The organism is Mesorhizobium sp. M0207 (assembly GCF_040321995.1).
GTDB lineage: Bacteria > Pseudomonadota > Alphaproteobacteria > Rhizobiales > Rhizobiaceae > Mesorhizobium.
The window spans coordinates 64,875-88,651 of record NZ_JAMYSQ010000007.1 but is presented as its reverse complement, the minus strand read 5'-3'; the positions used below and the strand labels follow the sequence as shown (position 1 = coordinate 88,651).

Annotated in this window: 22 protein-coding genes; 10 read left to right on the top strand and 12 right to left on the bottom strand. The window is 62.4% G+C overall.

The window, feature by feature from the left end; translation table 11 throughout:
* The first annotated feature begins 43 nt into the window (after positions 1–43).
* The 8 genes from NKJ15_RS12785 (at position 44) to NKJ15_RS12750 (ending at position 8,440) form a co-directional block, all read left to right on the top strand.
* A complete protein-coding gene (locus tag NKJ15_RS12785) occupies positions 44–1,267 on the top strand; it encodes a septal ring lytic transglycosylase RlpA family protein (RefSeq protein WP_352815553.1) in 1,224 nt (407 codons plus the stop codon).
* Between the two features lie 101 nt (positions 1,268–1,368).
* On the top strand, positions 1,369–2,529 hold the full coding sequence (locus tag NKJ15_RS12780; RefSeq protein WP_352471861.1) for a D-alanyl-D-alanine carboxypeptidase family protein: 1,161 nt from the start codon (positions 1,369–1,371) through the stop codon (positions 2,527–2,529).
* Between the two features lie 64 nt (positions 2,530–2,593).
* Positions 2,594–3,268, top strand: coding sequence for a dTMP kinase (gene tmk / locus NKJ15_RS12775; protein WP_352542016.1), 675 nt, complete (start codon positions 2,594–2,596; stop codon positions 3,266–3,268).
* Positions 3,265–4,320 (top strand): DNA polymerase III subunit delta', encoded by a 1,056-nt coding sequence (locus NKJ15_RS12770; RefSeq protein WP_352542015.1) that lies wholly within the window; start codon positions 3,265–3,267, stop codon positions 4,318–4,320. The genes tmk and NKJ15_RS12770 overlap by 4 nt, the downstream gene beginning before the upstream one ends.
* Positions 4,321–4,442: 122 nt before the next feature.
* On the top strand, positions 4,443–6,029 hold the full coding sequence (metG, locus tag NKJ15_RS12765; RefSeq protein ID WP_352815662.1) for a methionine--tRNA ligase: 1,587 nt from the start codon (positions 4,443–4,445) through the stop codon (positions 6,027–6,029).
* Positions 6,029–6,823: a TatD family hydrolase gene (locus tag NKJ15_RS12760; RefSeq protein ID WP_352815551.1), complete on the top strand. Its 795-nt coding sequence runs from the start codon at positions 6,029–6,031 to the stop codon at positions 6,821–6,823. The genes metG and NKJ15_RS12760 overlap by 1 nt, the downstream gene beginning before the upstream one ends.
* Positions 6,824–6,826: 3 nt before the next feature.
* Entirely contained in the window at positions 6,827–7,645 is an 819-nt protein-coding gene (locus NKJ15_RS12755; protein ID WP_352542013.1) for an MBL fold metallo-hydrolase, read from the top strand.
* Between the two features lie 204 nt (positions 7,646–7,849).
* Positions 7,850–8,440, top strand: coding sequence for a hypothetical protein (locus NKJ15_RS12750; protein WP_352815549.1), 591 nt, complete (start codon positions 7,850–7,852; stop codon positions 8,438–8,440).
* Positions 8,441–8,542: 102 nt separating this feature from the next.
* On the opposite strand, the gene NKJ15_RS12745 is transcribed toward NKJ15_RS12750, so the two are convergent.
* The 4 genes from NKJ15_RS12745 to NKJ15_RS12730 are packed head-to-tail and all read right to left on the bottom strand — an operon-like array spanning position 8,543 to position 11,165.
* Positions 8,543–9,097: a DUF2076 domain-containing protein gene (locus NKJ15_RS12745; protein ID WP_352682718.1), complete on the bottom strand. Its 555-nt coding sequence runs from the start codon at positions 9,095–9,097 to the stop codon at positions 8,543–8,545.
* A gap of 32 nt (positions 9,098–9,129) precedes the next feature.
* On the bottom strand, positions 9,130–9,837 hold the full coding sequence (locus NKJ15_RS12740; protein ID WP_352682715.1) for a Bax inhibitor-1/YccA family protein: 708 nt from the start codon (positions 9,835–9,837) through the stop codon (positions 9,130–9,132).
* 24 nt (positions 9,838–9,861) lie between these two features.
* Positions 9,862–10,635: an anti-sigma factor family protein gene (locus tag NKJ15_RS12735; protein ID WP_352815546.1), complete on the bottom strand. Its 774-nt coding sequence runs from the start codon at positions 10,633–10,635 to the stop codon at positions 9,862–9,864.
* The gene (locus NKJ15_RS12730; protein ID WP_502896504.1) at positions 10,632–11,165 is read right to left on the bottom strand and encodes a sigma-70 family RNA polymerase sigma factor; all 534 of its coding nucleotides are present in this window, start codon (positions 11,163–11,165) and stop codon (positions 10,632–10,634) included. The genes NKJ15_RS12735 and NKJ15_RS12730 overlap by 4 nt, the downstream gene beginning before the upstream one ends.
* A gap of 219 nt (positions 11,166–11,384) precedes the next feature.
* On the opposite strand from NKJ15_RS12730, the gene NKJ15_RS12725 reads away from it, so the two are divergent.
* The gene (locus NKJ15_RS12725; RefSeq protein ID WP_352815544.1) at positions 11,385–12,569 is read left to right on the top strand and encodes an amino acid aminotransferase; all 1,185 of its coding nucleotides are present in this window, start codon (positions 11,385–11,387) and stop codon (positions 12,567–12,569) included.
* 139 nt (positions 12,570–12,708) lie between these two features.
* Complete coding sequence (gene mazG / locus NKJ15_RS12720) at positions 12,709–13,533, top strand: nucleoside triphosphate pyrophosphohydrolase (RefSeq protein WP_352815543.1); 825 nt, start codon at positions 12,709–12,711, stop codon at positions 13,531–13,533.
* Positions 13,534–13,539: 6 nt separating this feature from the next.
* Here the strand turns inward: mazG and hflX are convergent, their stop codons facing one another.
* The 8 genes from hflX to dusB all read right to left on the bottom strand — a co-directional run bounded on the left by hflX (position 13,540) and on the right by dusB (position 23,661).
* Entirely contained in the window at positions 13,540–14,931 is a 1,392-nt protein-coding gene (gene hflX, locus NKJ15_RS12715; RefSeq protein ID WP_352815541.1) for a GTPase HflX, read from the bottom strand.
* Positions 14,932–15,177 (bottom strand): RNA chaperone Hfq, encoded by a 246-nt coding sequence (hfq, locus tag NKJ15_RS12710; protein ID WP_006202172.1) that lies wholly within the window; start codon positions 15,175–15,177, stop codon positions 14,932–14,934.
* A 145-nt stretch (positions 15,178–15,322) separates the two neighbouring features.
* Complete coding sequence (locus NKJ15_RS12705; RefSeq protein ID WP_352448933.1) at positions 15,323–16,186, bottom strand: D-amino-acid transaminase; 864 nt, start codon at positions 16,184–16,186, stop codon at positions 15,323–15,325.
* Positions 16,187–16,274: 88 nt separating this feature from the next.
* The gene (gene ntrX, locus NKJ15_RS12700; protein WP_352471845.1) at positions 16,275–17,636 is read right to left on the bottom strand and encodes a nitrogen assimilation response regulator NtrX; all 1,362 of its coding nucleotides are present in this window, start codon (positions 17,634–17,636) and stop codon (positions 16,275–16,277) included.
* Positions 17,626–19,911 (bottom strand): sensor histidine kinase NtrY-like, encoded by a 2,286-nt coding sequence (locus NKJ15_RS12695; protein ID WP_352502927.1) that lies wholly within the window; start codon positions 19,909–19,911, stop codon positions 17,626–17,628. Before NKJ15_RS12695 ends, ntrX begins: the two co-directional genes overlap by 11 nt.
* Before the next feature lie 128 nt (positions 19,912–20,039).
* Complete coding sequence (gene ntrC / locus NKJ15_RS12690) at positions 20,040–21,500, bottom strand: nitrogen regulation protein NR(I) (protein ID WP_254817199.1); 1,461 nt, start codon at positions 21,498–21,500, stop codon at positions 20,040–20,042.
* Positions 21,497–22,639: a two-component system sensor histidine kinase NtrB gene (locus NKJ15_RS12685; RefSeq protein ID WP_352747246.1), complete on the bottom strand. Its 1,143-nt coding sequence runs from the start codon at positions 22,637–22,639 to the stop codon at positions 21,497–21,499. The genes ntrC and NKJ15_RS12685 overlap by 4 nt, the downstream gene beginning before the upstream one ends.
* Positions 22,636–23,661 (bottom strand): tRNA dihydrouridine synthase DusB, encoded by a 1,026-nt coding sequence (dusB, locus tag NKJ15_RS12680; protein ID WP_352815540.1) that lies wholly within the window; start codon positions 23,659–23,661, stop codon positions 22,636–22,638. Before dusB ends, NKJ15_RS12685 begins: the two co-directional genes overlap by 4 nt.
* Positions 23,662–23,777: the final 116 nt, after the last annotated feature.

Sequence of the window (23,777 nt, the reverse complement as noted above, 5' to 3'; positions counted from 1 at the left end):
ATGCTGCGGTGCCTTCGTCGATGCTATAGGGGACAATCAAAATATGCAGACCACGGCGCGCCCGCGTCTTCGTCGCGCTTCCGCTTTCGCGCTGTTTGCCTTGTCGGCAGCCTTTCTTGCAGCATGTGCCGGGCCGCAGCAAAGGGCGATGGTCAACAAGAAACCTCGCTCCAAGGAATATTTTTCCGAAGCCGAATACGGCGTGAAAGCCAGCCCGCGCGTCATGTTCAAGACGTCTCGCGGACGCGACCAGCTCGGCAAGCCCTATCAGGTGCGCGGCAAGTGGTATTATCCGAAGGAAGACAAACGTTACGCCAAGGTTGGCCTCGCATCCTGGTATGGTGAGGCCTTCCACGGCCGGTTGACGGCCAACGGCGAAGTCTACGACATGGCAGATCTGACGGCGGCGCATCCGACCATGCCGCTGCCGAGCTATGCGCGGGTCACCAACATGAAGACCGGCAGCTCGGTGATCGTGCGCGTCAACGACCGCGGGCCCTATCATGATGGACGCATCATCGATGTTTCGAAGCGCGCTGCTGAAATGCTCGATTATGCCAATGTCGGTACGGCCGAGGTGAAGGTTGAATATGTCGGCCGTGCGCCGCTCGAAGGCAATGACGGGCAGTATCTGGTGGCTTCGTATCGTCCAGGCAACAGGGCGCCGGATCCGTCGGACGGTCTGCCCAGCGGCGTCATGGTCGCGATGAATGGGCCGTCGCCAAGCCTGCCGGTGAGCGCTGCTGCCGTGCCGTTCCCCGGTCAGCTGACGAATTCCGGGCAGGGATCCGATGCACGGCCTGTCATGGCGGTGCAAGCATCTGCTTCGGGAGACATTGTACTGCCCGATTTCGGCCCGATCGTGCCGGAGCGTCCGGAGATCAACCTGCCGGCGCAATCGCCGTTCACCATGGCGTCGCTGTCTTACGCCGACGAGCGCGTGCAGCGCGCCTCCAACGCGTTTGCCGGGCTGGATCGCACCGGCATGTCGTCCGCCGAGCTTCTTCAATCGTGGAAGCGGCAAGCCCCTCCAGCCGGGTCGCCCACCGCCTATGTCGCGGCGGGTTCATTCGAGAATGCCGCCGAAGCGGAGCGTGTGGCGGCCCAGCTTTCCAGCTTCGGCAAGACCGAAATCCAGCGCTCGGAACTTGAAGGCAAGGACTGGTACTCGGTCAACCTCTTTGCCGACGGTCGTGGCAGCCTGGACGAGATGCTGCAGGCAGCGTGGTCGCATGGTGCGCCGGATGCGCTTGCTGTACGCAACTGAGCTTGGGGCTGCCTGGTTTTTTCGCGCGCGATTGATCCGCCAGGCAAAAGCCTGATAGCTTCTGCCAACTTGCAAAAGCGCCGGCTCATTGGTCGAACCTGATGAAATCTTTTCACCCTTTCACCGGGCTTGTGGCGCTCGGCCTGCTGCTGCTCTCGCTTGCGCAGGCCTCAGCTCAGCTTTTCGAGACCAAGGCCGCCCAGGCCTTCATGATCGATGCCGAAACCGGAACCGTGCTGTTTTCCAAGGACGCCGACAGGTTGATCCCGCCGGCCTCGCTGGCCAAGCTGATGACCATGGAAGTGGCTTTCGACGCCATCAAATCAGGGCGCATGACGCTCGATGACACCTTCGTGGTGAGCGAGAACGCCTGGCGCAAAGGCGGCGCTCCTTCGGGGACATCGACCATGTTCGCCAAGCTCAAGTCGACGATCCGGCTGGAAGACCTGATCCAGGGCGTGACCGTGCAGGCGGCCAATGACGGCTGTATCGTCATCGCTGAAGGGATGGCCGGGTCCGAAGCAAACTTCGCGGCGCAGATGACCGGGCGTGCCCGCCAGATCGGCTTGCAGAAATCGACTTTCGTCAATTCCACCGGTCTGCCGGCCGATGGGCAGCAAACGAGCGTTCGCGAACTCGCGCTTCTGGCGCTGCATATCTGGCGCAACTACCCGGATCTCTACCGCTATTACGGCCAGAAGGATTTTACCTGGAACAAGATTTCCCAGAGGAACCGCAATCCGCTACTGGCCATGGACATAGGCGCCGACGGGCTCGCGGTCGGTGCCAGCGAGCAATCCGGGTTCGGCATTGTCGGCTCGGTCAGCCACAACGGCACAAGGGTGATCGCGGCGATGAGCGGTCTGGCAAACGACCGTGAGCGGGCTGAGGAAGCGCGAAAGCTGCTCGACTGGGGCGTTCGCTCCTTCGAGAAGACTGAAGTATTCGCCAAGGACGAAGTGGTTGGCGAAGCCCAGGTCTTTGGCGGTGCCAAGTCCGGTGTCGCGTTAAAGGCAAAAGGACCGGTGCAGATCTTCCTGCCGATCACCAACCGCGACAAGCTCACCGCCAGGATCGTCTATGACGGACCGGTGGCAGCGCCGGTGGAGGAGGGGCAGCCGGTGGGTACGCTGCGCGTCTGGATCGGCGATACGCTGAGCCAGGAGACGCCGCTGTTTGCCGCCGAGTCGATCGGTGTCGGTTCGCTTCCGCAGCGCGCGCTCGACGCCGCCAAGGAACTGGCCGTCGGCTGGCTGCGTTAGCACCGTCGCGGTGGACCTTTTTTTCCGCCGGGACTATACGGTCCCCGAAGTATGGACAAAGGCTTTGGCGCGCGGATTTTTCATCACTTTTGAAGGCGGCGAAGGAGCAGGCAAGTCGACGCAGATCGAGCGGCTGGCAAAGAAGATGCGCGCCAAGAAATACGATGTGCTGGTGACACGTGAGCCGGGTGGCTCGCCGGGCGCGGAGGCGGTCAGGCATGTCCTGCTTTCAGGCGCAGCCGAGCCGTTCGGCCCCAAGATGGAAGCTCTGCTTTTCGCCGCTGCGCGTTCCGACCATGTCGAACAGGTCATCCGGCCGGCAGTCGAGCGCGGTTCGGTCGTACTTTGCGATCGTTTCATGGATTCCTCGCGCGTCTACCAGGGCGTCACCGGCGGCCTCGACCCGGCATTCATGGACGCATTGGAGAAGGTCGCCATCAACGGCATGGTGCCGGACATGACACTGATCTTCGACATCGACCCCGCCGAGGGCCTGAGGCGCGCTACCGCCCGGCGGGGCAGCAGTGACGGACCGGACCGCTTCGAGAAAGAAACATTGGCCATCCACCAACGCCGGCGCGAGGCGTTTCTCGCGATCGCCTCAGCTGAACCCGAACGCTGCGTTGTCGTCGATGCCTCAGCCGACCTAGATGCGGTGGAGGATGTCGTTACCGCCGCGGTCTTCGCGGCTCTCGAGAGGATGATGCCGGCGCAAAGAAAGCAGGCGGCGCCAGCATGATTTTCGAACGCATCGCGCCCGAACAGCACGACACGCTGGACGGGGTGCCCGAGCCATCCGAGACGCCGCGTCTTGTCGGTCACCTGCAGGCGGCCAACATGCTCGCCACCGCTTACCGCTCGGGAAAGCTGCCGCACGCACTGATCTTTGCCGGACCGGTTGGCATCGGCAAGGCGACGCTGGCCTTTCACCTGGCGCATCATCTGTTGAAGCACCCGGCCTTCGAGCAGGCGCCGGAAAGCCTTGCCGTTCCAGATCCGGCTTCGTCGCTGTTTCGACAGATCGCCACCGGCGCGCATCCTTCGGTGCTGCATCTTACACGCCCGGCGAACGACAAGACCAAGAGCTTCAAGACAGTGGTCACGGTCGACGAAATCCGCAAGGTCAGCCGTTTTCTGTCGCTGACCTCGCACGACGGCAGCTACCGGGTGGTTATCGTCGATCCCGCCGACGACATGAACACCAATGCTGCCAATGCCTTGCTGAAGAATCTTGAAGAGCCACCCGCGCGCACCTTATTCATCCTCATCGTCCATGCGCCGGGCAGTCTGCTGCCGACGATCAGGTCGCGCTGCCAGATGGTGCGGTTGGCGCCGCTCGATGCCGAGAGCTTGATGACGGTTCTGGAGGGCATCGAGCCGCCGCCACCGGAGGATCCTGCGGCGCGCGCGGCGCTGGCGGAGCGGTCAGGGGGCAGCGCGCGCAATGCGATCCTGTTGACGCAGTATGGCGGGCTCGAAATCGCCGCCACCCTCGACGCTCTGGTGATGTCCAAGAAGTTAGATGTCGCGGCGGCCTACCGTCTTGCCGAGGCGGTCGCCGGCCGCGACCAGGCGATCCCGTTCGAGATATTCAATCGCCGTGCGCTTGATCTGCTGTCGGCCGGCGCCAGCCAGGCCGCGCTCGTCGGCGATCTCGCGCGAGCCAAAACGCTGTCGGATACTTGGCACGCGGCTTTGAACGCTATATCTGAAACCGAGACCTACAACCTCGACAAAAAGCAGCACGCCCTGACCATGATCGACCGCCTGAATTCTGCAATGCGAATGTGACGGCCGCTGGCGTGGCTTTTGAAGCCCCTGAGTATTGATTCCCAATCAATCGCAGGAACTTCGAAGCCACCACATTGGCGTCGGATGGCAATTGCCGTTTCGATGCGATATCTCACCGCGACATCTTTCATTCAGACATTCATGACGGCTCATCCATGGCACGCGAAAAATACTACGTCACGACGCCGATTTTCTATCCGAACGGCAAGCCGCATATCGGCCATGCCTACAATGTCATCGCCAGCGACACGCTGGCCCGCTTCCAGCGGCTCGATGGCAAGGACGTCTTCTTCGTCTCGGGAACCGACGAGCACGGTTTGAAGATGCAGCAGACGGCGGACGCCGAAGGCCTGACGCCGAAAGCGCTTGCCGATCGCAACTCGGCGATCTTCCGCTCGATGCTCGAAGCGACCGGTTGCTCGAACGACGTTTTCATCCGCACCACCGAAGAGCGTCATTACAAGGCCTGCCAGGCGATCTGGACGCGCATGGCTGAGAATGGCGACATCTACCTCGACCGCTACAGTGGCTGGTATTCGGTGCGGCAGGAAGCCTATTTCGACGAGGCCGAAACCAAGGTCGGTGACGACGGCGTGCGCCGCGAACCGCTCGGCTCGCCTGTCGAATGGACCGAGGAAGAGAGCTATTTCTTCCGCCTTTCCGCCTATCAGGACAGACTGCTCGCGCTCTATGAGAACAGCCCCGAGTTCGTCGGACCGGCGGAGCGGCGCAATGAAATCATCAGCTTTGTCAAATCCGGCCTGAAGGATCTGTCGATCTCGCGCACCACATTCAAATGGGGCGTGCCGGTGCCCGGCGATGAGAAGCATGTGATGTATGTCTGGGTCGATGCCCTAACCAATTACATCACCGCCGCCGGTTATCCGGATCCGACCAATGAGAGATGGTCTTTCTGGCCGGCGAACGTCCACGTCATCGGCAAGGATATCATCCGCTTCCACGCGGTCTACTGGCCGGCATTCCTGATGTCGGCCGGCATCGAATTGCCGAAGCGCGTGTTTGCGCATGGTTTTCTGTTCAACCGTGGCGAGAAGATGTCGAAGTCGGTCGGCAATGTCGTCGACCCGTTCGCGATGATCGAGCACTACGGCCTCGACCAAGTGCGCTATTTCTTCATGCGCGAAGTGCCGTTCGGCCAGGACGGCAGCTACAGCCATGATGCAATCGTCAACCGCACCAATGCCGACCTCGCCAACGATCTCGGCAATCTGGCGCAGCGCTCGCTGTCCATGATCGCCAAGAACTGCCGCGGCGTGGTGCCTAAGCGCGGCGAATTGAGCAATGCCGACAAAGCGATCCTCGATCAGGCAGATACCGCCCTTGTCACGGCGCGCAGGACGATGGCCGACCAGGGCATCCACTTTGCTCTGGCGGCGATCTTTGGCGTGGTGGCCGAAGCCAACCGCTATTTCGCCGGGCAGGAGCCATGGGCACTGAAGAAGACCGATCCGGCGCGCATGGAAACGGTACTGTGGACGACCGCTGAGGTGATCCGGCGTGTCGGGTTGCTGTGCCAGCCCTTCATTCCGCAGTCGGCGGCAAAGCTACTAGACCTTTTGGCGGTGCCGGCCGGCAGCCGTAATTTCGAGCATGTCGCGGAAGGCCATTCGCTGGTATCCGGTACGCCGCTGCCGGCGCCGGAACCGGTATTTCCACGCTATGTCGAGCAAACGGATACAAGCGCCTGATGCTGGTCGACAGTCACTGCCATCTCGACTTTCCGGATTTCGCCGAAGAGCGGGCGGCCATTGTCGCCCGCGCCCTAGCGGCCGGCATCGGCCGAATGGTGACGATCTCGACGAGGGTGAAGCGATTTAACCAAGTGCTTGAGATTGCAGAGACTTTCGATGAGGTCTATTGCTCGGTCGGCACCCATCCGCATAATGCGGCCGAAGAGCTTGATGTCACTGTCGATGATCTGGTGCGGCTCTCTGCTCATCGCAAAGTGGTGGCGATCGGCGAGGCCGGACTCGACTATTTCTACGATCATGCGCCGCGCGACGCACAGGCGCAGGGCTTTCGCACCCACATCGCCGCGGCGCGCGTGACCGGTCTGCCGCTGGTCATCCATTCGCGCGACGCCGACGACGACATGGCTAATATCCTCGAAGAAGAAACAGGGAAGGGCGCCTTCCCCTTCATCCTGCACTGTTTTTCGTCGGGACGCCGGCTGGCCGAGATCGGCGTGGCGCTCGGCGGGTACGTCTCGTTTTCCGGAATCCTGACCTTCAAGAACTCCGCCGAGCTGCGCGCCGTCGCCGCCGATGTGCCGCGCGACCGTCTGCTGGTCGAAACCGACGCGCCATACCTGGCGCCGATCCCGTTTCGCGGCAAGCGCAATGAGCCCGCCTATGTCGCGCATACAGCCAAGGTGCTGGCCGAGACGATCGGCGTCAGCGATGCCGAGATCGCTGACATCACCACGGATAACTTCATCCGGCTGTTCAGGAAAATGCCGCGCCCGAGCGCGACGGGCGCCTGACGCATGAGCGACCGGTTACGTCTTACCGTCCTCGGCTGCGGCTCATCGCCGGGCACGCCACGCATCACCGGCGACTGGGGCAATTGCGATCCCGCAAATCCCCGGAACCGGCGCACGCGCACCGCAGCGCTTGTCGAGCGGATCGCGGCGAATGGCGCCCGGACCACGGTCGTCATCGACACCGGCCCGGATTTCCGCGAGCAGATGCTGCTGGCATCCGTCAAGCGCATCGATGCGGTGGTCTATACACATCCGCATGCCGACCATATCCACGGCATCGACGATCTGCGCGGCTTCGTGCTCGAGCAGCGCCACCGGATCGACATCCATGCGGATCAGGCTACCATGCTGCGCCTACGCGAGGCGTTCCGCTACTGTTTCGAAACACCGCAAGGCAGTTCGTATCCGCCGATCGTCAACGCCCATATCATCGACCACCACAGGCCGGTGGTAATCGCAGGCGAGGGCGGCGCCCTCACCCTCGAACCGCTGCTGCAGCTCCATGGCGACATCACCTCGCTGGGTTTCCGCATCGGCGGGCTGGCCTATTGCCCTGACGTCAGCGACTTTCCGGAGGCGACCGCCAAGCGTTTGCGCGGGCTGGACATGCTGGTCATCGACGCGCTGCAATACACCGTCCATCCGAGCCATCTGTCGCTTGGCCAGGCGCTTGGCTGGATCGAAGGACTGGCGCCGAAGAACGCGGTGCTGACGCATATGCATGTTCCGCTCGACTACGCCACGGTAATGGCCGAGACGCCGGCCAACGTCGAGCCTGCTTATGACGGCATGACGATCGAAATCCCTTACGAATCAGCGTGAAGGGCGAGGTTTTTACGGCTGGGTTCGCGGGTTTGGATCTCGCGGAGTGCTATCTTCACGCCACATCCAATCGGCTACGCCAGTTCCATAATGTATCTTATGCGACTAAAGGCTATAGCATCCGTTGGCGGCGAGATTAGACCGTTCACTCTTAGACATTCGCAACAGCGCTGTGGGGCAACGGGCATGCTAGGATTGCGAATCATGAAGACGCTTCCGCTGCTTGCAGGTCTTGCCCTCACCCTCGCCTGCGCGCTCACCGATGCGCGAGCTCAGGATGTCAGTCGTACGCCAGGCGAGAACGACCTGGCTTTCGTCAAACGTGTTGTTGGGTTCGCCGACAATGCTGATCCGCACACCACAGCCGTGAGCTGGAACGGCCTCCAGACACTCTTCGTCGATTACCAGACCGCCGAGGAATATCCGGAACGCCCGCTCGTCGCGCTGCAACGGCTAGCTGACAACAGATATCGCGCAATCCAGGTCACGCTCGGTGAACAAGAGGGCGACACACCGGACATCGCGCTCGGCCTCGCCAACGCCGACCACGACCCGGCAAAGGAACTGATCGTGATACTTTCCTGGGCTCAGATGCACTACGATGTCGAAGGGACGCTCTACGAAGTTCGCATCTTCGATGGCCCCAAGCCAGGCCAGAAGGCGCTGACTCAATTGAAAGCGAGCCGGAAGTTCGACGCCACATGCGACTGCCATTGGCGCGACGGCACAACGAAGCACTTCCGCTTCAAGACGATCGCAGCGGTCAAGGCTGAACTGAAGCGCCTGGGTTATTAGCCGCCGGCGAGGGCTCGCTTCCCGGATGTTGCCCTCGCCATCTCGCCTATGCTTACCCGCAATCGTCCCCAGCGCCGGTACAGGCACAGTCTGGGTCGCTCATCAGAACTCCATATCACCGAAGTCACCGCCATTGTCGGAGCTGGCATCGCCTGCCTGATCGGCTTCGTCCGGCTGCGGCGTCGGCTGTTCAGCTGCCTTCGCTTCGCTGCCGCCAAACACGCCGGCGATCGCGTTGCCGAGCAGCACGCCGCCCGCCACGCCCATCGCGGTCTGCGCGGCGCCGGCAAGAAAACCGCCGCCTGCCCGCTGTGGCGTGTCCTGCGGCCCTTCAGTTGCAACGGAGGCGGTGCGCCCTACCCGCGGAACCGAGCCTGAGCGCCTGCCGTCGCTGCGGCCGAAGAAGCCGCTGAGCGGTCCACCGCCGGCCGGCTGCCGCGCCTGCTCCTCCAGTTCTTCTATGCGCGCCTGAGCTGCGTTCAGGGCCTGCTCCTGCACCACGATCGTCTGGGCCATGTAATATGGCGCCCCAGGCTGCTGGGTGATCTGGTCCTGGATGAAGCGCTCTGCTTCGGCATCGCGCGGGGGCGCCTGGCGCTCGGCGCTTGCCAACTTCTCGAAGAGCTGTCCGATCGCTTGCTGATCGTTTCTGTCCATGATGTCCAACTCCGGTCTTGGTTCAACGCCGGCTATTCGCGCTCGCCGGTGAAGTTCAACAGCAGTTGGAAGATGTTGATGAAGTTCAGATAGAGCGAGAATGCACCGAAGACAGCGAGTTTCTGCTGTGATTCCGCGCCGAAGTTTTCCGCATACTGCTCCTTGATCGTCTGGGTATCCCAGGCGGTGAGGCCGATGAAGACGGCGATGCCGATCACAGAGATCGCGAATTGGAGCGCGGTCGAGCCCAGGAAGATATTGATGATGCTGGCGATCACCACGCCGATCAGGCCCATGATCAGGAACGACGAAAACTGCGTCAGGTCGCGTTTGGTCGTGTACCCGTAAAGGCTGGTCGCGCCGAACATGGTGGCGGCGATGAAGAAGGTGCGTGCGATGCTGGTGCCGGTAAAGACCAGGAACACGGAAGCCAGCGACAGGCCCATGACCGCGCAGAATGCCCAGAACATCGCCTGGGCGCCGGCTGCCGACATCGCCTGCATCCGAAACGAGAACAAGAGCACAAAGGCCAGCGGGGCCAGCATCACCACCCATTTCAGCGGTGTGGAGAAGATCGGCACGTAAAGAGCGGGCGTGGAAGCCACCACGAACGCGATCACGCCCGTAACGACGAGGCCAAGGCCCATATAGTTATAGACGCGCAGCATGTGCCGGCGCAGGCCTTCATCGTAGACGGCTCCGGCTCGGGCTCCGGCCCCGATATATCCGAGATTGTTCATGTGGTTCTCCTTCTTGCAGGTCGATCAGTAAAGCGTTTTGGCGAGGGCTTCGGCCGTGCGATCGAGACCGCCGACATCGCTGCGTCCGACGACCGCGTAGGCGACCTCGCCGATCTGGAAATAAGCCGAGGAAACTTCGCCCGAGGGAACGACGGTCGGCTTGACGACGTCGAATGTTCCGGGCCTGATCGCGAACAACGAGACCAGCCCCATCTCTTTCGTCTCGACAGCCATCTCGACGCTCGGTCCGAATTGCGATGGATAGATCTGCACGTCACGGACCGTCCAGTCCGCTGGCAGCGATGGCATCACGATCGCCGTCGCGGCGCCGATTTCGTCGGCATTGTAGCCGGGCGCCTCGAGTTGTGACGACATCGCCTCGCGCACGAGCGTCGTGCGGTGCGCCCGGACCGCGTCCTCCACATAGGCGGGCGGATGGGTCGAAGCGACGACTTCCGTCACCGATATCGGTCCGATGAGCCCGTTCGCAAGCCAGCCGGCAGCGACGAAGACAGCGACTGCCGCAGCTCGCTGCAAAGCACCAAGGACGCGGCCGCGCGCCAATCCCCGCTCCAGCCGCCGTGCAGCATCGGCCGTCGCGGGCCGCGCCATGCCTTTCGATCCGGCAAGTGCCACGCGCAATTCGTCACGCATCCGTAAGTCGGACATCACCCGCGCGGCCGCGTCCGGGCGGGCCGAAAGGAACGCCTCGACCTCGATGCGACGAGCCACGTCCAGCTGATCGTCGACATAGGCGTCGAGATCGGCGTCGGTCACGGGATCGCGCAGTTGGTTCATGATCCACCTCCGACGATCTTCAGATGGCCTTTCGCGCGTGCCGGCACCGCGTCCTCCATCTCGCGCAGGGCCGCACGCGCCCTGCCGATGCGCGACATCAGCGTGCCAAGCGGCACGCCACTCACCTCAGCGGCCTGGCTGTAGCTAAGCCCCTCGATGGCGACGAGATGCAACGCCGAACGCTGCTCCTCCGGCAATTCGAAAAACGCTTCGCGCACCTGCGCCAGACGGACCGAATGTTCCTGCGGCGCCGGGACATTCGCCTCGGCGAGATAGCCGGCCTGTTCGATGCGCATTGCTTCGGATTTGCGGGACCGCAAGCCGTCGATGAACGCGTTGTGGACGATCGACAGCAGCCATACGCGAAGGTTTCCGCCGGAGCGGAAGCTGCCGCGTCGCTCATAGGCACGCACCAGCGCATCATGCACCAGATCCTCTGCATCGGCGCTGTCGCGCGTCAGCGAGCGTGCATAGCGGCGCAGCGAACCGAGCTGTCCCAGAATATCGAAGCGTGGCATCGGCCGTTTCATGTCCTGTTTACGGAGCAGGTCGGGATGTTAATCCCGCTCTCCCCGAAATTTTCTTACGGCTCGCCGCGTTCTCGTCCTGGGAGAAATCGGGCCCGCTCTCGCCCGCCAGATAGTATCGGCCGCCCTCGAGGCAAACCGGCGCCGAGTTGGCGCATATGAAACTGCTGGCAAAGTACGGCCGGTTTGCGTATCACTCCGCCGCCAACGGAACCTTATCGAATGTTCGAAAATCTCCAGCCCGCGCCTGCCGACAAGATCCTGGCCTTGATCGGTCTCTATCGCGCCGACCCGCGTCCCGACAAGGTCGATCTTGGGGTCGGCGTTTATAGGGATCGCGACGGCAAGACGCCGGTGATGCGCGCGGTGCGCGAAGCCGAAAAGCGGCTGCTGCAGGGCCAGGATACCAAGACCTATCTCGGCCTTGCCGGCGATACCGCCTTCAACGCGGCGATGGCCAGGTTGGTGTTCGGCCCAGCCGCCGACATGACGCGCATTCGTGCGGCGCAGGCGCCAGGCGGCTCCGGCGCGCTGCGGCTGGTAGCAGAGCTGCTGAAAAGGACCCGCACCGACGCGATGGTCTGGCTGTCGGATCCGACATGGCCGAACCACATGCCGGTGATGCGCGCCGCTGGCCTGCAGACACGCGAATATCCGTATTTCGACGCTGCTTCTGGTGCGGTTCGCTTCGACGACATGCTGAATGCATTGAGAACCGCGAATCCTGGCGACGTCGTATTGTTGCATGGCTGCTGCCATAACCCGACAGGCGCCAATCTAGACATCTCGCAATGGGCTGCCATTGCCGATCTTGTCGTTGAGCGCGGCCTGCTGCCCTTTGTCGACATCGCCTATCAGGGCTTTGGCGAGGGACTTGATGCGGATGCCGCCGGCTTGCGCCTTCTGGCGGCAAAAGTTCCGGAAATGGTCGTTGCCTCGAGCTGCTCGAAGAACTTTGCCGTCTATCGCGACCGAGTCGGTGCAGCGCTGATCATGGCGAAAGGTGGCGCGCAGGCGGATTTGGCGATGGGCCAGATGCTGTCGGCGGCGCGCGCCATGTATTCGATGCCGCCGGACCACGGCGCGGCGGCGGTGCGCATCGTGCTTGAAGACCCCGCATTGCGTTCCGACTGGGAGGCAGAGCTTGAAGAGATGCGGCTGCGCATGCTGCGGCTGCGCGTCCAGTTCGCCGAGGCGCTGCGGCGGCAGTCCAACTCCGACCGTTTCGATTTCGTCGCCAGCCATCGCGGCATGTTTTCCCGGCTTGGCCTGTCGGAAGCGCAAGTCGAGCGGCTGCGCGCCGAGCATGCCATCTATATGGTCGGCGACAGCCGCATCAACGTTGCCGGCCTGCCCGAGGACGGCATGGATGCGCTCGCCAAGGCGATAGTCTCCGTGCTCGACTGATACTTTTTGCTAGTTAGGATCTTTTCCGGAAACCGGCTTCCACTTTCGGATCATGGTCTGGCCGCCCATCTGTGGACAAGACGCCCTCGCCGGCTGAAGCTGTTGGCCGCGCGGCCGGGTACAGGATAGCGTTTCCCAGATGAAACCCTCGAAAGACATTTCCCGGCTGATCGAGATCATGGCAGCGCTGCGGGCGCCGGAAACCGGCTGCCCGTGGGATATCGAGCAGGACTTTTCGACAATCGCGCCGTACACGATCGAGGAAGCCTACGAAGTGGCGGACGCCATTGCGCGCGGCGATCTGGACGATCTGCGGGATGAACTCGGCGATCTCCTGCTGCAAGTGGTCTACCACGCGCAAATGGCCGAGGAGGCCGGCGAATTTTCATTCGGCGATGTAGTCCAGGCCATCACCACAAAAATGATTCGCCGCCACCCCCATGTCTTCGGCGACAACAAGGCGCGCAGCGCCGGCATGGCCAAGGGCATGTGGGAAAAGATCAAGGCAGAGGAAAAGGCGGAGAAGCGCAGTGCGCGCCTCGCCCGTGGGCTCGACCCGGAAGACCATGGCAAGGGCTTTCTCGACAGCGTGCCGGTCGCCCTGCCCGCCCTGACCCGGGCGCTCAAACTGCAGGAAAAGGCCGCCCGCGTCGGCTTCGACTGGAGCGAGGCGGCACCGATCCTCGAAAAGATAGAGGAGGAGATCGGCGAATTGCGAGAAGCGCTGGCCAAAGGCGACAGCGCGCCGATCAAGGATGAGTTCGGCGACATGCTGTTTGCGGTCGTCAATCTCGGCCGGCACCTCAAAATTGATTCCGAAGCGGCACTCAGCGGCACCAACGAAAAATTCCGATCGCGCTTCCACTATGTCGAGCGGACGCTGCAAGCGTCGGGAAACAGCCTCGAAGAGGCGACGCTGGACGAGATGGAAGCGCTCTGGCAGCAGGCAAAAAGCGCGAAGTAAACGCCTCTACCCGTTGTTTTGACGGCGCAATCGGCTTTCGATCTCCTGCCGAGCGCTGTGTGTAGCCTTGAGCGCGACGGTTACGCTGCCATCCTCATTGTCGTCGCGCGAGATGATGTCGCCGTTGCGGTAAAGCCAGTCGACGACGCCGAGTTGGTCGGGCTTGAGTGTGACGGTGAACGTCTCCAGTTCGCCCGACATCATCGTCTCGATGATCGCCTTCAGCGCATCGATGCCCTCGCCGGTTACCGCCGATATGGCGATCGGCGGTGCCTTCTTGCCGTCAGCACCATCGGCAAGCAGCCGCGCCCGGTTGCCCTCGTCGAGCCGGTCGATCTTGTTCCATACTTCGATGACGCGCTTGCTATCGCGGGCATCGACGCCGAGATCGGCAAGGATGCGCTCGACATCTTCGGCCTGCGCGGCCGTATCGGGATCGGAGATGTCGCGCAGATGAATGACGAGGTCTGCCTCGACCACTTCCTCCAGCGTCGCCCTGAAGGCCGCGACCAGATGCGTTGGCAGGTCGGAAATGAAGCCGACCGTATCGGAAAGGATGATCGGCGTGCCGTGCGGCAGGCGCACGCGGCGCAGCGTCGGGTCGAGCGTGGCAAACAGCATGTCTTCGGCCAGCACCCCTGCTCCGGTCATCCGGTTGAACAGAGTCGACTTGCCGGCATTGGTGTAGCCGACGATCGCCACCACCGGAAATGGCACCTTCTTGCGCTTGGCGCGGTGCAGGTCGCGGGTGCGGCGCACAGTTTCGAGCTCGTGCTTCAGCTTGGTGATCTTGTCCTGCAGCACACGCCGATCCGACTCGATCTGGGTCTCGCCAGGGCCGCCGAGAAAGCCGGCGCCGCCACGCTGGCGCTCGAGGTGGGTCCAGCTCCGCACAAGGCGGCCTTTCTGGTAGTTGAGATGGGCAAGATCGACCTGCAGCGTGCCTTCCTTGGTGCGGGCGCGCTCGCCGAAAATCTCCAGGATCAGCCCGGTGCGGTCGAGCACCTTGGCGTTCAACTCTTTTTCGAGGTTGCGCTGCTGTACCGGGGTCAGCGGATGATCGACAATGACCACTTCCGCGTGGCCCTCTTTGACGATCTCAGCGAACTCCGCCACCTTGCCGCTGCCGAGCAAGGTCGCCGGGCGTGGATCGTTGACGGTCACCACCGCCGTGTGGACCAGGTCGAGGTCGATGGCGCTGGCGAGGCCGACGGCCTCGTCGCGACGAGCCTCGGCGGAACGGGTCAGGCGGGGGCGGTTGGTGTCGTCGTCGCCACGCGGCTGCCGGGTAAGCACCGGCACGATTACCACCGCCCGGGTCGGGCCGTTGGCCTCTGTCCCGGTCTGATGTGCTGGTTTTCCGCGAACGCGGCGGTCCGCGTCTTTCTCACGTGCCAATCAGGCGCCCTGGCTTTCCTCACCATCGAACATCTGAACCGGCTGGCTCGGCATGATCGTGGAAATAGCGTGCTTGTAGACAAGCTGGGAATGGCCGTCGCGACGCAGCAGAACGCAGAAATTGTCGAACGAAGTGACCACGCCGGTCAGCTTCACGCCGTTGATGAGAAAGATGGTGAGTGGATTTTTGCTCTTGCGAACTGAATTCAGGAACAGGTCCTGAAGATTTTGCGATCGTTCCGCCATTGTTCTTGTCTTTCGCCGATCCCCTTCGGTTTGCAGGCCAATGCGCCAAATTAGCCGGCACATGTCAAGCACGCAAACACCATCTTGCCGTCAGTAACGACAAGCAGAACGAGATATATTGATGTTCATTCCATCTGTGCGGTTATCAGGCTGGACTTTTTTCCGCAACGTCAAAAAAGGCCTGCCGTAATGAAACTGTTATCGAGCCCGGGTGGCCGTTGGCGACGGGAGCGCCATCGATCGCCACCACCGGCATGGCAATCGTGGTCGCGGAGCTGATGAAAACCTCGCGCGCGGCCTTGGCTTCGGCCACCGAAAAACCGCGCTCCTCGATCTTCAGGCCGAGCTTGGCGGCCACGTCGAACAGCGTCGTACGGGTGATGCCGCGCAGGATGCCGTGCTCGGCCGGCCGCGTCACCAGCACGCCATCCCCGGTGATGATCCAGGCGTTCGACGATCCACCTTCCTTGACGGTGCCGTCGACATCGACGAACCAGGCCTCCTGAGCGCCGGCTTCCTTGGCTTTCTGCTTGGCCAGCACGTTCGGCAGCAGGCCGACCGACTTGATATCGACCCGATCCCACCGGTTCTCCGGCACTGTGATAACCCGGATCCCGCTCTCGGCCCGCTTCGCGGCAGCTGCAGGATCGGCTTTTTTGGCAGTCACCACCAGCGACGGCTTCGTCTCCGCCGGCGGGAAGAAAAACTCGCGGCTGGCGACCCCGCGTGTCACCTGGACATAGACCAGGCCGTCGACGACATGGTTGCGGCGCACCACCTCGCGCATGACGAGCGGCAGCACGCCGCGCGTGATCGGCCAATCGATCGAGAGTTCGGCAAGTGAGCGGTTCAATCGGGCGAGATGGCGGGGCATGTCGACGATGAAGCCTCGTGCCACCTCGCAGACCTCGTAGACGCCGTCGGCGAATTGATAGCCACGGTCCTCGATATGCACGGAAGCTTCGGCGTGAGCGACGTAGCGCCCGTTCACATACGCAATGCGCGGCATGGCTAACCCCTGAAAGAAGTCCAGCTTTCTTATGCGATTCCAAGACCGCCGTAACCGATAATTGCGTGGGCCACGACTGGTTTGGCTGTCAGACGCCCAGCGACTTCAGCTTGCGGTGCAATGCAGAGCGTTCCATGCCGATAAACTCTGCCGTCTTCGAGATATTGCCGCCAAAACGGTTGATCTGGGCGATCAGATAGTCCTTCTCGAATTGTTCGCGCGCTTCCCGCAGCGGCAGCGCCATTATGTGCTGATCGGATTTGTTTGGAGTGCGCGGCATGACGTCGCCGATCTCGGCAGGCAGGAGATCGGCGGTGATCGGCGCATCGACATCGTCGCCGCGCGCCAGGATCATCAGCCGCTCGACATTGTTGCGCAACTGGCGAACGTTGCCCGGCCAGTTATGCGCCTGCAGCACCGCCAGCGCGTCGTCGCCGATGCGGCGCGGCTTGATGCCGGCCTGGCGAGCGATCTGCTTCATGAAATTGTCGACCAGATAAGGAATGTCCTCGCGACGCTCGGCCAGTCCCGGCACCATGACCGGAACCACGGCCAGGCGATGATAAAGGTCCTCACGGAAACGGCCGTCGGCGATCATGGCTTCCAGGTTCTGCGAGGTCGACGAGACGATGCGCACGTCGACCTTGACCCGCTTGGTGCCCCCTACCCGCTCGAACTGCTGTTCGACCAGCACGCGCAGGATCTTGTTTTGCGTCTCACGCGGCATGTCGGCCACTTCATCGATGTAGAGAATGCCGCGATGGGCTTCCTCCAGCGCGCCGACCTTGCGTTCGACGCCGTTCGATTCGGTGCCGAACAACTCGATCTCCATACGCTCAGGCGTGATGTTGGCGGCGCTCAGCGTCACAAACGGTGCACTCTTGCGCGCCGACAGTGCGTGGATGGCGCGCGCCGCCAGTTCCTTGCCCGAGCCGGAGGGGCCGATAATCATGACGCGGCTGTTGGTCGGCGCGACGCGCTCGATGGTCTGGCGCAATTGGCTCATTGCCGACGACATGCCGATGAGGTCGAAAGTCTCGCCGCTGCGCAGCTTGAGATCCGAAACCTCGCGTCTCAATTTGGAGGTTTCGAGCGCCCGTTCGGCAATGAGGATCAGCCTGTCGGCCTTGAATGGCTTTTCGATGAAATCATAGGCGCCGCGGCGGATGGCCGAGACTGCCGTTTCGATGTTGCCGTGGCCCGAGATCATTACCACCGGCAGGTTCGGGTGCATCGTCTTGATCTCGTCCAGCAAGGCCAGGCCATCGAGCCGCGAGCCCTGCAGCCAGATGTCGAGGAAGATCAGCCTGGGTGCCCGGTCGGCGACCGCCGCCAGCGCGCTGTCGGCATCAAACGCCGTGCGTGTTTCGTGACCTTCGTCGCTCAGGATACCGGCGACGAGTTCGCGGATGTCTTCCTCGTCATCGACGATGAGAATATCAGACGCCATTACCGACCTTTTCAGTTTCTTTTTCGTGTTCCGTCTTGCCCTCGCCGCGTACCGGAACGGTGGCGGCAACCGGCAGGATGATGCTGATCATTGCACCCCGCCCATCGTGGAAGTCCGCTGGTGCATCGTGCAATTCGAGTCGCCCGCCATGGTCCTCCACGATCTTCTTGACGATAGCGAGGCCAAGCCCGGTGCCTTTCTCGCGTGTCGTCATGTAAGGCTCGAGCAAGCGCTGCCGGTTCTCGCGCGGCAAGCCCCTGCCGTTGTCGATGACGTCGATTCGAATCGCGCCATTCTGACGCCCGGCTTGAATCCGGATTATGCCGTGCGGACGATCCTCTGCATCAAGTCCGTCGATGGCTTCGGCAGCATTCTTGATGACGTTGCCGAAAGCCTGCGCCATCAGCCGGCTGTCGAACGTGCCTTTGAGCGGCTCATTGCCGAAGACGCGCTCGAAGGTGATGTCGGCCCGGCTCACTTCGACCAGGAACGAGGCTTCGCGCAACGAATCGCGCAGATCGATGGCCTTCATTTCCGGTTTCGGCATGCGGGCGAACGCCGAGAACTCGTCGACCATGCGGCCGATGTCCTCCACTTGCCGGATGATGGTGTCGGTGCATTGATCGAAAACCTCACGGTCCTCGGTGATGACCTTGCCGTAACGGCGCTTGATGCGCTCGGCCGAAAGCTGGATCGGCGTCAGCGGGTTCTTGATCTCGTGGGCTATGCGCCGCGCCACGTCGGCCCATGCAGAGGAACGCTGTGCCTGGACCAAATCGGTAATGTCGTCGACTGTCACGACGTAGGATTTATCCTCCGAACCGTCGTCGCCGGCTTCAATCGTGATCTGCACGTTGAAGGTCCGTTCGGTGCCGGCACGATAGAAGGTGACCTGTTCGCGATAGACCGGCTTGCCCGATTTGCGGCCGATCTCGAAGACGCGGCCGACATGCGGCAGCACGGCGGAAAGGTTCTGCCCTAGCGCTGCCGTGGCGGATATGGCCAGCATCGTTTCGGCCGAACGGTTGACGATGGTGACGATGCCATATGGATCGACGCCGATGACCCCGGCGGTGACGCCGGCAAGCACCGCCTCCGAAAAGCGCCGCCGCTCGTCGATCAAATCCTTGGCCGACAGGATCTCGTTGCGCTGCGATTTCAGCTCCATCAGCATCTTGTTGAAGGTGTCGCCGAGCGAGGCGACGTCACCGTCGGAGGGGCGGACAGGCACGGCTACGTCGAGATTGCCGGTGGCGACCTCATCGGCCGCGCCGATGAGCTGACGAATCGGCCGCACCAGGCGGTCGGCCACCGCAATGCCGGTCCAGATGGCAGACAGGATGATGATCAGCGTCAGCGACAGATAGGGAAGCGCGAAAGCCACTTGCGAGGTGCGGCGATTGTCTTCGAGACCGCGATATTCGGCGGTGTTGGATTTGACGATCTGCCGTGCCTTGATCACCTCGGGATCGACGAGGCGGATGGTGTAGAGATAGAGCCCGTCGATCTCGCGCAGCTTGACGATCGCACCCATGATGTTGCGGGTGCGCGGCTCTATCAGCACCGGCTTGCCGTCGGCAGCGCTTGCCACGGCGCCCTCAGGCGGCTCCGGCATGGCAAAGTCCGCGTCGGTCTTGGCGCTCATAACGAAGGAACCATCGGGCTTGATGAGTGCTGCGTGCGCCAGCGAGCGTCCCACCGCCTCCTTGTTCATGAGATCGAGGAACCCGGTGCGATCGAGACCGTAGAGCGTGCGCGAAGCGTCGAGGTCGTAAGCCATCGACAACGTCGTGCCCTGAAGATTTCGCGCGTTTTCCTGCACATAGGCGTCGGCGATCGACAACGACGAATTGACGATCGTCTTGGTGCGGATCTCGAACCAGCGGTCGAGGCCGATGTCGAGCGTGATCGACGCGATGATCGCCACCATGATCGCGGGGATGGCGGCGACCAGCGCAAACATCGCCACAATGCGCACATGCAGGCGCGACGCAGCCTTGCCGTGCCGGCGTGCCATCAGGATGCGATGCACCTCGCGGCCGACCAGCAAGATCAGAAACAGGACGAACGCCGCATTAAGCGCAATCAGCGCCAGCGTCGTCCTCGCGTCGGGCGTGATCGGCGTCGCGCCGACCAGAATGGCGAAGGAGATCGCCGCCGTCACCAGCGCACCGGCAACGGCGATCACGCCCGGCAGCGCAAGCAGCCGGCGACCGTCTCGCGCGCCGGTATTGCTGAAAAGCGATTTGCTCAGTGTCGGTGCGTGCAGGGCCATGTCGCCGTCTAGAGCCAGTGATTGCGTCGGATGTATGCAACGCATTGTGGCGATTATGCAACAAGTGTGGCCGAGACGGAAATCTTTCGGCAATCGATCCCCTGGAAAGCGCTCTTAAAGGGATTCGTCTAGACCTGCCTGGACGACTTGTAGACGTTGACGCCGAGTTCGCGAATCTTCTTGCGCAGCGTGTTGCGGTTGAGCCCCAGCAATTCCGCAGCCTTGATCTGGTTACCGCGCGTTGCGGTCATCGAGGCGAGGACCAGCGGATATTCGACCTCGGAGAGGATTCGCTGATAGAGCCCGGCCGGGGGCAAGTCGCCGGCAAACGAGGCAAAATAGCGTTGCAGGAAATGCTCCACCGCCTGGCCGATGGAAAGGTCGTCGGGAATGAGGTTGCCGCCACCTGGAACGACAGGCCTTTCGCCGGTCTTCAACTCCGCCTCGATGATCTCCGCGGAGATCTCGTCCTGCGAATACAGTGCGGCCAGCCTGCGGATGAGATTTTCGAGTTCGCGCACATTACCGGGCCATGGGTAGCGCTTCATCAGCTCGATGCCGCCGGTGGAAATGCGCTTGGTCTGCAAGCCTTCACTGACGCCGAGCTTGAAGAAGTGGCGGACGAGGTCCGGAATGTCCTCCGAGCGCTCGCGCAGCGCCGGCAGCCTGAGCGGCACAACGTTCAAGCGGTAGAACAGGTCCTCGCGGAAAAGCCCCTGATTGATCAGCGTGCGCAGGTCCTTGTTGGTGGCAGCCACGATGCGCACGTCGGTCTTGATCGGCGTTCGGCCGCCGACCGTGGTGTATTCGCCCTGCTGCAGCACACGCAGCAGCCGCGTCTGCGCTTCCATCGGCATGTCGCCGATCTCGTCGAGGAAGAGCGTGCCGCCTTCGGCCTGCTCGAAACGGCCAGTGGAGCGGTTCTGTGCGCCAGTAAAGGCGCCCTTCTCGTGCCCGAATAGTTCCGATTCGATCAGGTCGCGTGGGATCGCCGCCATGTTGATGGCGACGAAGGGGCCACCACGACGACGGCCATATTCATGCAGCGCGCGCGCCACCAGTTCCTTGCCGGTACCCGATTCGCCCGAGATCATCACCGTCAGGTCGGTCTGCATCATGCGCGCCAGCATGCGGTAGATGTCCTGCATGGCCGCCGAGCGGCCGACCAGCGGCATCGTTTCAGGCGGCTCGTCGGCACGCGTATCGATCTTGGGCCGCCGCGGCTCGGAAAGCGCGCGGTTGACGATGTTGAGCAGTTCCGTCAGGTCGAACGGTTTCGGCAGATATTCATAGGCTCCGGTTTCGGAGGCCCGGATCGCGGTCATGAACGTGTTCTGCGCACTCATGACGATGACCGGCAGTTCCGGTCGCGCCTTCTTGATGCGCGGCAGCATGTCGAAGGCGTTCTCGTCGGGCATGACAACGTCGGTGATGACCAGATCGCCCTCGCCCGCCGCCACCCAGCGCCACAGCGTCGAGGCATTGGAGGTGACGCGCACGTCGTGACCGACGCGCGAAAGCGCCTGGTTGAGGACTGTGCGGATGGCCGCATCGTCGTCAGCGACGAGAATATTGCCGCGAACGGTCATTTGCGGTCTCCTTCAACGTCGTCGTCGGTGCCAAACTGGGTTTCTTTCCATGCCGGCATCAGGATACGGAAGGTGGTCCCGCGCGGCGTCGATTCGCATTCAATGATGCCGCCATGCTCGCCGACGATCTTTGCGACCAGCGCCAGACCGAGACCGGAGCCGTTCGGCTTGGTGGTGATGAAGGGATCGAACAGGATCGGCAGGATATCTTCGGAGACACCCGAACCGTTGTCACGCACGCAGAATTCCAATGGCAGCGACACGCGGTCCTGCGTTCCGGGCACAGAAACGCGAATGCCCGGGCGGAAGGCGGTCGACAGCATGATCTCGCCCTGCGGATCGCTGCCGATCGCCTCGGCGGCATTTTTTACCAGATTGAGGAATACTTGGATGAGCTGGTCGCGATTGGCGAAGACCGGAGGCAATGATGGATCATAATCCTCTAATATCTTGATTCTCTTGGCAAAACCGTTCTTGGCGATTGCCTTGACATGGTCGAGCACGACATGGATGTTGACGGGGTAGCGGTCGATCGGCCGCTCGTCCGAAAACACCTCCATGCGGTCGACCAGCGAGACAATGCGGTCGGTCTCGTCGGTGATCAGCCTGGTCAGTGCGCGATCCTCGTCGGACGCCGACAGTTCAAGCAGCTGCGCGGCACCACGAATGCCGGACAGCGGGTTCTTGATCTCATGGGCAAGCATCGCGGCAAGGCCGGTAACCGAGCGCGCCGCACCGCGATGCGTCATCTGCCGGTCGATCTTGTCGGCCATTGAGCGTTCCTGGAACATTACCACGACGGAGCCTGGAAATTCCGTCACAGGCGCGACGTAGAGATCGACCACCTTCTCGATGCCGAGCCGCGGCGACGACACGTCCACCCGGTATTCGTTGACTGGCGCCCGGCGCTCGCGCACCTGGTCAACAAGCGTCAGCAGCGGGCTGCCGAAAGGAATGAGCTTGTGCAGCGTGTTGCGGGCGAGCATCGTGGCGCTCGAACGGAAAAAATCCTCGGCATCGGCATTGGCGAAGGTGATGAAGCCTTGCGGATCGACCATGATCACCGGCCGACGAATGGTGTTGAGCACAATATGCGCGGCGTCCGCCATATCCGTGCTCTGTGTGACGGTGGCGTTCATGCCGCACTCCGCAGGTTCGCCGCTTCGGGAGCGCTCGAAAATACGTCGCGCAGCAAGGCTATGACGCGCCCAGGCTCGAAAGACGTGAGTATGGCCTTGCGCCGGTCGTCGCTTGTGGCGGCGTGGCGGTCGAGATACCAGCCGAGATGCTTGCGCGCCTGGCGCACTCCGCTTTCCTCGCCATAAAGCGCCAGCATGTCTTCGTAATGGGCAATGACGTAGTCGGACAGCGCTTGCGGGCTTTCCGGCATGCCGGATACCGGCTCGGCCAGCGCGGCCGCTACAATGCTGCCGGCCGTCCAAGGCGCGCCATAGTGCGCGCGGCCAACCATCACCGCGTCGGCGCCAGACTGCTCGAGGATCGACGCTGCCTCCGCCGGCGATCCGACATCGCCATTGGCAACCACAGGGATCGAGACGGCCTGCTTGACGCGTGCGATGGCACGCCAGTCGGCCCTGCCCTGATAGAACTGGCAACGCGTGCGGCCGTGTACCGTCACCATCATTACCCCGGCCTGCTCGGCGCGTCGCGCCAGCATTGGCGCGTTGAGCGCGGCTTCGTCCCAGCCGAGCCGCATTTTGACCGTGACCGGCACGTCGACCGCGCCGACTACCGCTTCGATCAGCGACAGCGCGTGGTCGAGGTCTCGCATAAGTGCCGAACCGGCATAGCCGCCCGTCACCTTCTTGGCCGGACAGCCCATGTTGATGTCGATGATGTCGGCGCCTTCGCCGGCTGCGATTCGCGCGCCCTCGGCCATGTGCGCCGCCTCACGGCCGGCAAGCTGGACCATGTGGATAGGCAGCCCGGAATGACGGATGCGCAGGCCGGAACCAGCCCTGCCCTTTGCAAGCTCGCCGCTCGCCACCATTTCCGATACGACCAGCCCGGCGCCATGCGCATGGGCGCGTTGCCGGAACGGTTCGTCGGTGATGCCCGACATGGGCGCGAGAAATACGCGATTGCGGATTCTCACGCCACCCACATCCAGCGGCGAAGCCAATTTGGTCACATCAGGCATGCACAAAAACCAAGCACCTTCGGTTGCTGCACATTCTCTAGCCAGAACGGCGGCAATGTGCAACGCGCAATGTCGTGACATTAAGGCGCATTTGGGAAAAAAAGGATCGCCGGATA